The organism is Sphingobium sp. KKT206, from assembly GCF_055640555.1.
Map to the genome: position 1 here is coordinate 1,485,823 of NZ_CM145764.1, position 14,631 is coordinate 1,500,453.

Below are 14,631 nucleotides of genomic sequence, written 5' to 3' on the forward strand. Positions count from 1 at the left end.
TTGTCGTGGACCGGGGAGCATCGCCATATCTGCCCAGTTGCTCATTGCCCTCGCCTATGTCGCCCTGCTGTTCGGGGGGACGGCGTTCGCGCATGTCCATCGCCATCGGCTGCGCCAATCGCGCTGGCGCATCCATGCCTATACGCTGGCGCTGGGGGTCTATTGCACCAGTTGGACCTATTTTGGCGCGGTCGGGACGGCGGCGACCGGGGGCTGGAGCTATCTGCCCATCTATCTGGGGCCGATCCTGCTGATGATCGCGGGCGGGCCGTTCCTGCGCCGACTGAACGCCGAGGTGCAGGAGGATGGCGCTACGTCCATTTCCGACTTCATCGGATCGCGCTTTGGCAAGAGCCGCACGGTGGCGGCGCTGGTGACGCTGATCCTGCTGTTCGGCACCATTCCCTATATCGCGCTGCAATTGCGGTCGGTGTCGCTGAGTTTCGCGCTGGTTTCCGGCATTACGCAGCCGACCGCGCCGCTGGCCGTGGCGGCGGCGGCCCTGGCGCTGTTCGCCATCGCCTTTGGTGCCCGGCGCTATCAGGTGGCGGGGCAGAATGAGGCGATATTGTTCGCCGTCGCGTTCGAATCGCTGTTCAAGCTGGTGGCGTTGCTGTTGGTTGCGGGGCTGGCGGTCTGGCTGCTGTGGACCGCCCCTGTCGATCGGATCGCCGATGGCATGGCGACCTTCCGCAGCGGATTTGCGCCCGCCCGGCTAGACGTGAACTTCGCCGTGACCACCTTGTTGTCGGTGCTAACGATCATCTGCCTGCCGCGGCATTTCTTCATCAGCGTCACGGAGTCGCGCACGCCCGACGATATATTAACGGCGCGGTGGGGCTTCGTCGCCTATCTGCTGGTGACGGTGCTGGCGGTCCTGCCGATTGCCGCGGCGGGCGTAGCGCTGCTTGGCCAAGGGGCGACGCCTGACCTGTTCGTGCTGAGCCTGCCGCAGGATTTCGGTTATCGCGGCCTGGCCTTGCTCGTCTTTCTGGGTGGCGTGTCAGCAGCGCTGGCGATGGTCGTTACCGAGATTGTGGCAATTTCGAGCATGATCTCGAACGATCTGTTCGCGCCCGTGCTGCTGCGGCGATCGACCGAAGATTCCCATTTGGGCGAGCGGTTGTTGTGGATACGGCGCGGCGCGATCATCGCGTTGATCGGCGCGGCGGTGCTCTATGCGCTGGCGCTGCCGTCCACCACGCAATTGGCCTCGGTCGGCCTGGTCGCCTTCGTCGCGATCGCCCAATGTGCGCCCGCGCTGATCTGCGCCGTCTATCGGCCGCATAATGATCCGCTGGCGGGCAAGGCGGGGCTGCTGACCGGCTTTGCGCTGTGGTTCGTCATCCTGTTCCTGCCCGCGATCGGCAGCGAGACGATCACTCCGCCTGCCTGGCGCGGCATCAGCGCGGTGACGGCGGGCACGCTCATCAGCCTGGGCGGCAATTTGCTGGCCTTCCTGCTGGTGTCGGCGCGGAGCGTCGGTACGGTACGGTTGGTCCGGCAACGCGGCATCGCGCCGGTCACGACGATGGCGGCGCTGGGTGATCTCGTCACCCGCTTCGTCGGAGCGGAGGCGATGATCGAGGCGTTCGGCGCGACCGAAGACAGTGACGCGCCGATCGACCGGGCCAGCGCGCGCGCGGCCGAGCGGCTGATAAGCAGTGTGGTTGGGGCATCGTCGGCGCGGGCCATCATGGCGTCAGCCATTTCCGGCCAGGGCATGGGCTTTGCCCAGATCGCCCAGGTGCTTGATGCATCCGGGCAATCGCTGCATTTCTCGCAAGGTCTGCTGGCGGCGACGCTGGAAAATATCGACGTGGGCGTCAGCGTGGTCGATCGCGACCTGCGGCTGGTGGCGTGGAACAGCCGCTATCTCGACCTGTTCGACTATCCATCCGGCTTGATCCGGGGCGGCGTGCCGGTCGCCGACCTCATTCGCTTCAACGCCGAGCGCGGCGATTGCGGTCCCGGCGAAGTGGAGGATCATGTCGCCCGGCGGCTGGCGCATATGCGCAGCCGTCGCCAGCATGCGTTCGAACGGCACCGCGCCGATGGCCGCTGGATCAAGACCGTGGGCGGGCCGATGCCCGATGGCGGCTATGTCATGTCCTTTACCGACATCACGGTCGAAGCGCAGGCGCGGGCAGCGACCGAGACGGCGCGGCGCGACCTGGAACAAGCGGTGGCGGCGCGGACGGCGGAACTGAGCGAGGTCAATGTGAAGCTGGCGGCGGCGATGGCGGACAAGACCCGCTTCCTCGCGGCGGCAAGCCATGACCTGCTGCAACCGCTGCATGCCGCGATGCTGTTTTCATCGGCCTTGCGGCGGCGGCTGGGGGAACCGGAGCGCGCGATGCTGTCGCGGCTCGATCGATCGATCGAGGGCGCGACCGACCTGTTACGCGCCTTGCTCGATATATCCAAATTGGACGCGGGCGGGGTGAAGCCGCAACCGACCCGCTTTGCCGTGCGGCCGATGCTGGTCGATCTGGCCGAGAGTTTTCAGCCCTTGGCGGCGGAAAAGGGCCTGGTGCTGCGGGTTGGTCCGGGGGATGGCTGGGTCGAAACGGACCGCAGCCTGTTGCGGTCGATCGTCCAGAATTTCCTGTCCAACGCTATCCGCTATACCGACCAGGGCCGAATCCTCGTCGCGGTGCGACGGCGCGGTGCGGCGGTGCGCATCGAGATATGGGATAGCGGGATCGGCATTGCGCCCGACAAGCTGGCGCTGATCTTCCGCGAGTTCGAGCGGCTGGGTCAGGGGAGCGAGAGCGGCATCGGGCTGGGGCTGGCGATCGTGGAGCGATCGGCCGCTTTGATCGGCGGGACGGTGGCGGTGCGGTCCTGGCCCGGCAAGGGAAGTTGCTTCGCAATCAGCCTGCCGCTGGCGGAAGCGTCGCCGGTGGTGGTGGCACCCATGGCGGCGACAGTCCTTGCGCCGACGACTGGCCTGCGCCTGCTGGTCGTGGACGATGACTCCGCCAATCGCGCGGCGATGCAGGCGGCTTTGGAAAGCATGGGGCATGGATGCGTGGTGGCGGCGACGGAAAGCGAGGCGTTGGGGGCCAGCGGGCCATTTGATGGCGCTTTGGTGGATTTTGCCCTGGGCACGGCTCGCGACGGCATCGACCTGATTGACGCGCTGCGCGATCGGTCGCCGGGGCTGGCGGCGGCGCTGGTCACGGCCGAGCGTAGTGAGGCGATGCTGGCGCGCCTCGCCGAGCGGGATATTCCGTTGCTCGCCAAGCCTTTGGCGGCGGCGGTGCTGGAACAGTGGATTGCAGAGGTGGCGCGGCGCGGCGCTGGCGGGTCAGCGGTTTCCTAACCCCAGCGCGCGGGCGGCGAGCGCGGCCTGGGTGCGGTTCTGGACGCCGAGTTTGGCGAGAACCGTGGTCATATGCGACTTGATAGTGGATTCGGCGACGCCCAGTTCCCAGGCGATCTGCTTGTTGAGTTGGCCGTCCAGCACACCGAGCAGGACGCGCAATTGGGTCGGCGTCAGCGAGGCGACCTTGCCGGCCATCTCGTCCACTTCATCGGGCATCAGGGGCGCGACGGCGGGGGTTTCACCCGCCAGAGCGGCGGCGATGGCGTCTTCGATGACGCTCAGATCCTGATCCTTGCCGATGAAGCCGACCGCGCCATAGCGGCGCGCTTCGGCGGCGGCGATCTGTGCATCGGCGCTGGAAATGACGAGGATGGGGACCGAGGGACGTTCGGCGTGGAGCAGGGCCACGCCCGAAAAGCCCGCCGACCCTGGCATTTTGAGGTCGAGAAGGATGAGGAGCAAGTCGCTGGCGGCTGTGGCGGTTTCCACGGCGCGGTCCAGCGTCGCCGCCTCCACGATCCGCGCATCGGGCGCGACGTTGGAGGCCGCCATGACCAAAGCCTGACGGAAGAGCGGATGATCGTCCGCCACCAAGATGGTGCCTATTGCCGTTGGCTTATCCTTCCCTCTCCGCCGCCATCCTGCCCTGCATTGGGCAGCGATGCAAATAGGGGTTGTCCCCTAGCCGGGCAAGCGGCTCAGGCCGCTGCCATCTGGCTGTCGGCGATCAGCGCTTCGACCACCGACGGGTCGGCGAGCGTCGAAATGTCGCCCAACGCATCGGTTTCGCCCTCAGCGATCTTGCGCAGGATGCGGCGCATGATCTTGCCCGATCGGGTCTTGGGCAGGCCGGGGGCGAACTGGATGATGTCGGGCGTGGCGATCGGGCCGATTTCGGTACGGACCCAGGCGACGAGTTGCTTGCGCAACTCTTCGGATGGTTCCTCATGCGCGTTGAGCGTCACATAGGCGTAGATGCCCTGCCCCTTGATCGGGTGCGGCATGCCCACGACCGCTGCTTCGGCGACCTTGGCATGAGCGACCAAAGCGCTTTCGACTTCGGCGGTGCCCATGCGGTGGCCGGATACATTGATGACGTCATCGACCCGGCCGGTGATCCAATAATAGCCATCGGCATCGCGACGGGCGCCGTCGCCGGTGAAGTACCGGCCAGGATAGGTGGTGAAATAGGTCTGGAAGAAGCGCTCATGATCGCCATAGACGGTGCGCATCTGGCCGGGCCAGCTTTTGGCGATGCAGAGGTTGCCCTCGGTCGCGCCGTCCAGTTCCTTGCCATCGGCATCGACCAGCAGGGGGTGGACGCCGAATAGCGGTTTGGTCGCCGAGCCCGGCTTCAAGTCGGTCGCGCCGGGTAGCGGGGCGATGAGGATGCCGCCTGTCTCGGTCTGCCACCATGTATCGACGATCGGGCAGCGGCCTTCGCCGACGACGCGGTGATACCATTGCCAGGCTTCCGGGTTGATCGGTTCGCCCACGCTGCCCAGGATGCGCAGCGAGGCGCGGCTGGTCGCCTGCACGAAGGCGTCGCCCTCGCGCATCAAGGCGCGCAGCGCCGTGGGGGCGGTGTAGAAGATCGCGACGTTCCATTTGTCGCAGACCTGCCAGAAGCGGCTATGGTCGGGATAGTTGGGCACGCCTTCGAACATCAGCGTGGTCGCGCCGTTGGCGAGCGGGCCATAGACGACATAGCTGTGGCCAGTGACCCAACCGATGTCGGCGGTACACCAATAGACTTCGCCGGGGCGGTAATCGAACACCTGCGCATGGGTCATCGCCGCCCAGAGGAGGTAGCCGCCCGTGCTGTGGAGGACGCCCTTGGGCGTGCCGGTCGAACCGGAGGTGTAGAGGATGAACAGCGGGTCTTCTGCGCCCATCGCTTCGGCCGGGCAATCCGGCGCAGCGGCATCGCGGGCGGGACCGTAGAAGAGGTCACGACCCTCCACCATCGGCACGTCCGCGCCGGTGCGCTGGACGACGAGGACGGTTTCGACCGAGGTACAATGGGCAAGCGCCGCATCGACATTGGCCTTCAAGGGCACGGCCTTGCCGCCGCGCAGCCCTTCGTCGGCGGTGATGACCAGGCGGGAGTCGCAGTCGCGGATGCGGCTGGCGAGGCTGTCGGGCGAGAAGCCGCCGAAGACGATCGAATGGACCGCGCCGATGCGGGTGCAGGCCAGCATGGCGAAGGCGGCTTCGGGGATCATCGGCAGATAGAGCGTCACCCGGTCGCCGCGGCGGACCCCCTGTTCTTTTAACACATTGGCGAAGCGGCAGACTTCCTCGTGGAGTTGTGCATAGGTGATGACCCGGCTTTCGCCCGGATTATCGCCTTCCCAGATGATCGCGGGCTGGTCGCCCCGTTCGGCCAGATGCCGGTCGATGCAGTTGGCCGAGACGTTGAGTTGACCGTCGGCGAACCAGCTTATGCCGAAATCAGCCTCATTGAAGCTGCTTTCATCGACCTCGGTGAAGGGGGTGATCCAGTCAAGGCGCTGCGCCTGATCGCGCCAGAAGGCGTCGGGATCGGCCAGCGCCTGCGCATGCATCCGGGCGGCGTCCGCGGCAGTGACCCGCGCATCGGCGGCGAGGGACGCGGGAACGGGATAGAGGGATTCGCTCATGGTTTTGGCCTCTCCAAACTCTTTCGCACTAGCGTAACGAAGCCAGGCCCGCCCGCCATCCTCGACCAAAGTTGGAGGGACTTGCGACCATGGTCCGCCTTATCCTTCCCCTGCCCCGACCCGCATGATGCAAGCATGGCCGGATCGCCACACCCCTTCGCAGAAAGGGGCGACCGGCGGGGAGAGGATGAATGATGACGAATAGAGCATTCATAAATCTAAGGCGCGGGATTGCGATGGGCGCGATGGCGGTGGCTATCGTCAACGCCCCTGGTGCCATGGCGCAGACGGCGCGCGAGGCGGAGCTGGAAGCGCGGCTCAACCAGCTGGAAGCTGCGGTATCGGCGCTGCGCAGCGAATTGACGCAGGCGCGATCCGAGCAACAGACATCGACGCAGATCGCGCAGAAGGCCGACAGCCGCGTCGCGGCACTGGAAGCCAAGCCAGCGTCGGACGGCTTCAAGGTCGGGGCCACCACCTTCAAGCTGGGCGGCTTCGTGAAGGTCGTGGGCAGCGCGACGCGCTATGACGATGGCGCGGTGCCGGGCGGATCGCTGGGCAAGGAATTCTACCTGCCGCAGCAGATTCCGGTGGGCGGCCAAAGCAGCCGCGACATCATCGGCCATGCGCGCCAGACGCGGCTGTCGTTCAGCACCTCCACGCCGCTGGGTGGCAAGGAGATCAAGAGCGTGGTCGAGTTCGACTTCGCACTGGCGGCCGCGCCGCTGGGCGCGCAGCGGGCGACCAACCCCTATACGCCGACCTTTCGCCGCGGCTTCATCAGCTATGGCAACTGGTTGATTGGGCAGGAATGGACGACCTTCCAAAATCCCGGCCATCTGCCCGAAACCACGGATTTCGTGGGGCCGATGGACGGCGCGATCTTCGTTCGGCAGATGATGGTCCAGTATAAGCAGCCGCTGGGCGGTGGGCTTGACCTCTATCTGGCGGCGGAAAATCCGCAGACCGAGACGGAGACGACGACCGCCCCTGCCCTGGTGGACAATGACCAGGATCGCATCCCCGATCTCGTCGCCAAGCTCGCTTATAAGGGCGCGATCGGCGAACTGCACGTGGCCGGGCTGGTGCGGCAATTGTCGGTGCGCAACAATGGCGTCGGCGATACGGCGATGGGCTGGGGCATCACGACCGGCGGCAAGATTCCGTTCGGGCCGGAAGGGCGCCACGACCTGCGCTTTCTGGCCACCTATGGCCATGGCATGGGCCGCTACTTCACCGTGGGCTACGCGCCCGACGCTATCTATGACAGCGCGATCGGCAACCAGTTGCATGTGGTCGACAATGTCGCTGGCTTTGCGGCGCTCAAGCTCGGCTGGACCCCGACGATCCGCTCGACCTTCATGGTCGGCTATCAACATGCCGACTATCCCGGCGGCATCCTGCTGCCGGATCTGGCCAACAAGGCGGCCTATAGCCTGGCCGGCAACCTGTTCTGGTCGCCGGTCAAGAATCTGGATTTCGGGATCGAATATCGTCATGCTCAGCGGGAAGTCGTCAGTGGCCTGAAGGGTCAGATGGACCGTGTCGAGATGGCCGCGAAATATACTTTTTAAGGGAGAGGGCAGATGGCGACAACATATGACGACGGCCAGCCAAAGCGCAGCGTGACGGGGCAGAATGAGAAGCTCGTCATCGCCGCGTCATCGCTGGGCACAGTGTTCGAATGGTATGACTTCTATCTATACGGCCTGCTGGCGACCTATATTTCGGCGCAATTCTTCTCCGGCGTGAATGAGACGACGGGGTTCATCTTTGCCCTCGCCGCCTTTGCCGCCGGTTTTGCGGTGCGGCCGTTCGGCGCGATCGTGTTCGGGCGGATCGGCGACATGGTCGGGCGCAAGAATACGTTTCTGGTCACCATGGGCATCATGGGCCTGTCGACCTTCGCGGTCGGCATCCTGCCCAACTATGCCAGCATCGGCGTGGCAGCGCCGGTCATCCTGCTGGTCCTGCGTCTGGCCCAAGGCCTGGCGCTGGGTGGCGAATATGGCGGGGCGGCAACCTATGTCGCCGAACATGCGCCGGAGGGGAAACGCGGCCTCTATACCAGCTGGATCCAAACCACGGCGACCTTCGGGCTTTTTGCGGCGCTGCTGGTGGTCATCGGTTTCCGCTTCGCGCTGGGCGAGGAAGCCTTTGCCGCCTGGGGCTGGCGCCTGCCCTTCCTGATCTCGATCTTCCTGCTCGGCGTGTCGATGTGGATCCGCCTGCAGCTCAACGAAAGCCCCGTCTTCCAGAAGATGAAGGACGAAGGCACCACGTCGAAGGCTCCGCTGACCGAAGCGTTCGGCAAATGGGGCAATCTGCGCTGGGTCATCATCGCGCTGTTGGGTGCGGTCATGGGTCAGGCAGTGGTCTGGTATGCCGGGCAATTCTATGCGCTGTTCTTCCTGGAAAAGACGCTGCGGGTGGATGGCGCGACGGCCAATATCCTGATCGCCATCGCGCTCGCACTGGCTACCCCCTTCTTCGTCTTCTTCGGCTGGCTGTCCGACAAGATCGGCCGCAAGCCGATCATTCTTGGCGGTTGTGCGCTTGCGGCGATGACCTACTTCCCGCTGTTCGGGGCGTTGACCAATGCGGCTAACCCCGCGCTGGCGGCGGCGCAGGCGTCGGCTCCGGTGACGATCGTCGCCTATAAGCCCGAATGTTCGTTCCAGTTCGATCCGGTCGGCAAGAACAAGTTCGACACGTCGAGCTGCGACGTCGCCAAGACCTATATGGCCAAGACCGGGGTCAGCTATGACAATGTCGAAGCCGCTGCAGGCACGCCTGCGGTGGTCAGGATCGGCAGCGTCAGCCTGACCGCGCCCGATGCCGCCACGTTGGCGGGACCGGACAAGAAAGCGGCGATCGCGGCCTATCAGGCGCAGTTGCAGGCAGGGCTGGTCGATGCGGGCTATCCGGCCAAGGCGGACACCGCGAAGATCAACAAGGTCGCGGTCGTGGCGATCCTGTGGGCGCTCGCGATGCTGGTGACGATGGTCTACGGGCCGATCGCCGCGATGCTGGTGGAACTCTTCCCCAGCCGCATCCGCTACACGTCGATGTCGCTGCCCTATCATATCGGCAATGGCTGGTTCGGCGGCTTCCTGCCAACGACGGCCTTCGCGATGGTCGCGGCGACCGGGAACATCTATTACGGCCTATGGTATCCGGTGGTCGTTGCAGCCGCCACCGTGGTCATCGGCCTGCTGTTCCTGCCGGAGACGTTCAAGCGCAATATCGACGACTAGTACAGCGACCCGTATAATGGAATCAGGGGCGGCCACCAATAGGAGGCCGCCCTTATTTTATGTCGCCCAGGCCGCGCCCGACTAACGTCGAATGGCCTTTCCTACAGATTTGCGGCAGGATTATTTCCAACATGGGAGAGAAAATCATGGCCCAGGCCTATCTGGACGCACAGATGCGCAGTCAGAACGATCGCGAACGCTATTGGCTGGACGCGGCGCAGGCGATCGAGTGGCAAGTGCCGCCTGTGCGCGCCTGGACCGAGGGCGAAGGCTGGTTTGCGGGCGGCCTGATGAACACATGCCATAATGCCGTCGACCGCCACGTCGCGGCGGGGCGCGGCGACGATCTGGCGCTGATCTACGAAAGCCCCGTGACCGACACGCGCCTGACCTTCAGCTTCGCCCAGTTGCAGGACGAGGTGGCGCGCACGGCAGGGATGATCGCGGCCCAGGGTGTCGGCAAGGGCGACCGGGTCATCCTCTATATGCCGATGGTGCCCCAGGCGGTGATCGCGATGCTGGCCTGCGCGCGGATCGGCGCGATCCATTCGGTGGTGTTCGGCGGGTTCGCCGCGCCCGAACTCGCCAAGCGGATCGACGATGCGACGCCCGCTTTGCTGATGACGGCATCCTGCGGGATCGAAGGCAGCAAGGTCATCCCGTACAAGCCCCTGGTGGACAAGGCGCTGCAAATGGCGACCCACCGGATCGAGCGCGTCATCCTGTTGCAACGGCCCCAGGCGATCGCGCCGATGCAGGAGGGGCGCGACCTCGACTGGGCCGATACGCTGGCACAGGCGCAGCCGGTCGAGTGCTTGGCAGTAGAAGCGACCCATCCGCTCTATATTCTCTATACTTCGGGCACGACCGGCACGCCCAAGGGGGTGGTGCGGCAGAATGGCGGTCATGCGGTGGCGATCGCCTGGAGCATGGCGCATATCTATGGCATTCGTCCGGGCGAGGTGTTCTGGGCGGCGTCCGATGTCGGCTGGGTCGTGGGGCATAGCTATATCGCCTATGGGCCGTTGCTGGCAGGCGCGACGACATTGTTGTTCGAAGGCAAGCCAGTGGGCACGCCGGACGCAGGCACTTTCTGGCGGACCATTGTCCGCAACGATGTCCGCATCTTCTTCACCGCGCCCACCGCAATCCGCGCGGTGCGCAAGGAAGACCCGGAGGGCGACTATATCCGCCAGATCGGCACGGGCAATTTGCGTGCGCTGTTCCTGGCGGGCGAGCGGGCGGACCCGGACACGATCCATTGGGCCGAAGCGCAGCTCAACCTGCCGGTGATAGACCATTGGTGGCAGACGGAACTGGGCTGGCCTGCGCTCGCGACCTGCTTTGGCCTGGGCGATACGCGGCGCAAGGCGGGGAGCGCGGGCTTCCCGGTGCCAGGCTATGGCTTTCGCGTGGTGGACGATGGCGGCGTGGACGTTGCGCCCGGCGAAACGGGCAATGTGGTGATGACGCTGCCGCTGCCGCCGGGCTGCTATGCCGGGCTGTGGAACAATGAAGCGGGTTTTGCCAAGGCCTTTGCCGGTTTCCCCGGCCATTATGAGACGGGCGATGCGGGCCATGTCGATGCCGACGGCTTCGTCAACATCATGGGGCGCACCGACGACATCATCAATGTCGCGGGCCACCGCCTGTCCACCGGGCAGATGGAGCAGATCGTCGCCTGTCATCCGCTGGTGTCCGAATGCGCGGTGATCGGCGTGGACGATGCGTTGAAAGGCATGGTGCCGATGGCCTTCGTCGTCGCGCGGACAGGCGAGTGGGACGCGTCGGCGCTGGGGGCCGAGATCATCAAGGCGGTGCGCGACGAACTGGGGCCGGTGGCGGCTCTGAAGGATGTGCATGTCGTCGGTGCCCTGCCCAAGACGCGGTCGGGCAAGATATTGCGCGCGGCACTGCGTCAGGTCGCGGCGGGGGAGCGGATCGCCATGCCCGCGACCATCGAAAGCCCGGCGGCGCTGGAGGCGATCATGGCGATATTCGCGAAGGTGGAGTGAGGGCGGCAGTGGCGGCGGTCAGACTGACTGACCCGCCGCCCAGCCGCTGGCCCAGGCCCATTGGAAATTATAGCCGCCGAGCCAGCCGGTGACGTCCACCGCTTCGCCGATGGCATAGAGGCCGGGCATCTTGCTGGCCTCCATCGTGCGCGACGACAGGCCAGCGGTGGCGATGCCGCCGACGGTGACTTCGGCCTTGGCATAGCCCTCTGTTCCGGTCGGGGCGAAGGGCCAATCGTGGAGGCGGGCACCAAGCTGGCGCAGCGCCTTGTCGGAGAGGTTGCCCATTTCGCCCTCAAGTCCGACCCGCTCAAGCAGCGCGTCGGCGAGCCTCTCGGTCAGCGCCTGCGCGACCACCTTGCGTAAGGAAGCGCGGGGGCGGTCCCGTTTCGTTTGGATGAGCCAGTCGGCATCGATGTCTGGCAGGAAATCGACCTGGATCGGGGTGCGGTGCTGCCAATAGCTGCTGATCTGTAGCATGGCAGGGCCTGACAATCCGCGATGGGTGAAGAGCGCCGCTTCGCGAAAGCGGGTCTTGTTCCAGCGTACCTCAACCGGAGCGGACACGCCCGACAATGCCTGGAACAGCGCGTCTTCTTCGCCCAGCGTGAAGGGGACGAGCGCGGGGCGCGGCTGGATGATGGCGAGGCCGAACTGTCGCGCGACATCATAGGCAAAGCCGGTCGCGCCCATTTTGGGGATGGATGGCCCGCCGGTCGCCAGCACCAAGGCGGGCGCGCGATGTTCGACTGCGCCCAGCTTGACCCGATAGAAGCCGTCGCCATGGGTGACGTCGCTCACGGGCTGCGCCAGCGCCATGGTCACGCCGCCGATAGCGCATTCCTCTTCCAGCATCGCGACGATCTGCTTGGCCGAGCCGTCGCAGAATAATTGCCCCAGCGTCTTTTCATGCCAGGCGATGCTATAGCGGTCGACGAGGGCGATGAAATCCTGCGCGCTATACCGCCCCAGCGCCGATTTGGCGAAATGGGGGTTGGCGGACAGATAGCGATCGGCGGCGGTGTGGATGTTGGTGAAATTACAGCGGCCACCGCCGGAAATGAGGATTTTCTTGCCCACTTGATCGGCATGATCGACCAGCAGCACGCGCTTGCCCCGCTGGCCCGCTGTCGCCGCGCACATCATCCCCGCCGCGCCCGCGCCCAGGATGATCGCGTCCCAATCCGCCATTATCGGACTCGCTTGAGGCGCACCAGCGCCTCGTCCAGCGCGGAGAGGAAGCGCGATCGGTCGGCCTTGCCGAACGGGGGTGGCCCGCCAATCTGATCGCCGCCCGCGCGCAAGTCCGCCATGATCGCGCGGGTCGCGATCGCCGCGCCGATGGAGCTATTGGTGAAGGGTTTGCCGTTGGACGAGATCACCACCGCCCCGGCCTTCAGGCAGCGATCGGCAAGCAGGATGTCGGCGGTGATGCAGACGGTCCCCGCGTCCGCCCTCTCCGCGATCCAGTCGTCCGCCGCATCGAAGCCGTCGCTGACCACCACCCGGTCGAGCAGGTCATGCGGGGGGATGCGGATCGGGCTGTTGCTGACGATCGTCACCGGCACGGCATGGCGAAAGGCGACCTTGTAGATCTCATCCTTGACGGGGCAGGCATCGGCATCGACCAAAATCTTCATGGAAGGCGCGATAAGCCAATACTCAGTCTCTGCTAAAGTGTTTTCTGTATAAAATTCGCCGTTACACTCTTAACGATAACATTCACTAAAAATATAATATAAAAATATCGGGTTAAAATTTAGTTTCAAACCAATAAGCTAAATGCCTAAGCAATGCTATTATACATTTAATAAAGAAATTCCCATCTGACCGACCTTCAAACGTTTCTCGCGGATATATGGATTCCATGCGACGCCTTACTTCACTAGGGGCCATGTATTTCAGCATTCGAAAATGAACAATAAGGTCAAACATGTCTTTCGATATCGGACACAATGCATTGAAAGAAAGTATATATGACTCTCTACCAGTTAGCTGACTTCTCAATATATTTGAATATCTAAATTTTTCTCTTTTGTTCAAATTTTTAGCGTTTTTTATCATATTTAATATAGTATATATTATACGAAAATATGGAGAAAAGGTTGACTCATTTTGCTTTAGAACTCCCTTCCTATATATCTCTCCAATTTTTTGTTTATCCGCAAAATCTTGTTCTTCCAAACTCATCCAGAAATTTAACTCGGACAATGCCCGTTCTACGGCATCGGGACCGTGATAGGTTTCCATCACATTGTTTGGTATTCTCCCAATTTTATAGCGTTGGGCAACAAACTCTTTTGAGTATGTAAACTTGAGATCGCCTCTTATATCGCGAAGAAGTTTTAATAGTTCAAAGAAATTTGATTCAAATTGCTGTCTGTGAAACTGATTTCCTTGAATTACTAATGTAACTATTATAGCTGCAGCACCGATCGCAGAAATTAAAGTACCCAATCCTCCAAATGACTGACCCCAGTTACTCGCAGCAATCAAATCGGCTATATCATTATTTGAAAAAATGCTGAAAATTCTATCGGATAACGAGCGTTGAGCAGCCAAGATGCCAATATAACAATCATTACAATTAAGGTAATGATAGTCCACACAACGTTAGCTCCCAAAAAAATTAACGATATTTACATCAATCCAGGACGTTGGGCAGATCCTCGAACCCTTTGCGCAGCGCAGCGCTCCAGCTTTGGGAGATCATGGCGAATTCTTCATTGTCGGCTTCGATGCGGGTGCGGACGCGGAAGTCGTAGGCGTCGGTGGGGATGACGGCGAGGTCGAGTGGCATGCCGACCGAGAGGTTGGAGCGCAGGGTCGAGTCCATCGAGACCAGCACCGCCTTGGTCGCATCCTCCAGGCTGGTTTCGCGGGCGATGATGCGGTCGAGGATCGGCTTGCCATATTTATGCTCGCCGATCTGGAAGAAGGGCGTGTCTTCGGTCGCTTCGATGAAATTGCCGGCGGAGTAGACGAGATAGAGGCGCGGCTTGCCGCCCTTGCGCTGGCCCGCGATCATGATCGAGGCGCTGGCGCCCGATCCGCCCATTTCGATGCTTTCGCGATAGCGGGTCTGCATCGCGCGCATGGCGTCGCCGACGATCTGGGCCACACGATACATGGTGCTGCAATTGAGGATGGTTTCGATTTCGGGGTCGAGCTTGGCGTCCTTGATCGCCTTGCTGAGCGTCGCCTTCACCCCTTGCGTGATCGACAAATTGCCCGAACAGAGCAAGGTGATCGCGCGTTCGCCGGGCACGACATAGGTGAAGCTCTTACGAAAGCGGGCGATATTGTCCATGCCCGCATTGGTGCGGGTATCGGACAGCATGACCAGCCCCTGGTCCACGCGCACCGCCACACAATAGGTCATTCCC

The 14,631-nt window shown here is 63.1% G+C and carries 10 protein-coding genes; 4 read left to right on the forward strand and 6 right to left on the reverse strand.

The window, feature by feature from the left end; genetic code table 11:
• The first annotated feature begins 37 nt into the window (after positions 1-37).
• The gene (locus ACZ2HM_RS06895) at positions 38-3,328 is read left to right on the forward strand and encodes a hybrid sensor histidine kinase/response regulator (RefSeq protein WP_470426585.1); all 3,291 of its coding nucleotides are present in this window, start codon (positions 38-40) and stop codon (positions 3,326-3,328) included.
• On the opposite strand, the gene ACZ2HM_RS06900 is transcribed toward ACZ2HM_RS06895, so the two are convergent.
• Entirely contained in the window at positions 3,314-3,883 is a 570-nt protein-coding gene (locus ACZ2HM_RS06900; protein WP_237748997.1) for a response regulator transcription factor, read from the reverse strand. The genes ACZ2HM_RS06895 and ACZ2HM_RS06900 overlap by 15 nt on opposite strands.
• A gap of 146 nt (positions 3,884-4,029) precedes the next feature.
• Positions 4,030-5,973, reverse strand: coding sequence for an acetate--CoA ligase (gene acs, locus ACZ2HM_RS06905; RefSeq protein WP_470426586.1), 1,944 nt, complete (start codon positions 5,971-5,973; stop codon positions 4,030-4,032).
• 194 nt (positions 5,974-6,167) lie between these two features.
• Here acs and ACZ2HM_RS06910 point away from each other — a divergent pair, with 194 nt between their 5' ends.
• The 3 genes from ACZ2HM_RS06910 (at position 6,168) to ACZ2HM_RS06920 (ending at position 11,245) form a co-directional block, all read left to right on the forward strand.
• Entirely contained in the window at positions 6,168-7,547 is a 1,380-nt protein-coding gene (locus tag ACZ2HM_RS06910) for a DcaP family trimeric outer membrane transporter (RefSeq protein WP_470426587.1), read from the forward strand.
• Positions 7,548-7,559: 12 nt separating this feature from the next.
• Positions 7,560-9,230: an MFS transporter gene (locus ACZ2HM_RS06915; RefSeq protein WP_037480366.1), complete on the forward strand. Its 1,671-nt coding sequence runs from the start codon at positions 7,560-7,562 to the stop codon at positions 9,228-9,230.
• A 146-nt stretch (positions 9,231-9,376) separates the two neighbouring features.
• Positions 9,377-11,245, forward strand: a complete 1,869-nt coding sequence (locus tag ACZ2HM_RS06920; RefSeq protein WP_470426588.1) for an AMP-binding protein — start codon at positions 9,377-9,379, stop codon at positions 11,243-11,245.
• Between the two features lie 18 nt (positions 11,246-11,263).
• Here the strand turns inward: ACZ2HM_RS06920 and ACZ2HM_RS06925 are convergent, their stop codons facing one another.
• The 4 genes from ACZ2HM_RS06925 to ACZ2HM_RS06940 all read right to left on the reverse strand — a co-directional run bounded on the left by ACZ2HM_RS06925 (position 11,264) and on the right by ACZ2HM_RS06940 (position 14,627).
• Complete coding sequence (locus ACZ2HM_RS06925) at positions 11,264-12,436, reverse strand: BaiN/RdsA family NAD(P)/FAD-dependent oxidoreductase (protein ID WP_470426589.1); 1,173 nt, start codon at positions 12,434-12,436, stop codon at positions 11,264-11,266.
• On the reverse strand, positions 12,436-12,885 hold the full coding sequence (locus ACZ2HM_RS06930) for a YaiI/YqxD family protein (RefSeq protein ID WP_470426590.1): 450 nt from the start codon (positions 12,883-12,885) through the stop codon (positions 12,436-12,438). Before ACZ2HM_RS06930 ends, ACZ2HM_RS06925 begins: the two co-directional genes overlap by 1 nt.
• 112 nt (positions 12,886-12,997) lie before the next feature.
• Complete coding sequence (locus ACZ2HM_RS06935; RefSeq protein ID WP_470426591.1) at positions 12,998-13,852, reverse strand: putative phage abortive infection protein; 855 nt, start codon at positions 13,850-13,852, stop codon at positions 12,998-13,000.
• A gap of 37 nt (positions 13,853-13,889) precedes the next feature.
• Positions 13,890-14,627 (reverse strand): proteasome-type protease, encoded by a 738-nt coding sequence (locus ACZ2HM_RS06940; protein ID WP_470426592.1) that lies wholly within the window; start codon positions 14,625-14,627, stop codon positions 13,890-13,892.
• Between the last annotated feature and the right edge of the window lie 4 nt (positions 14,628-14,631).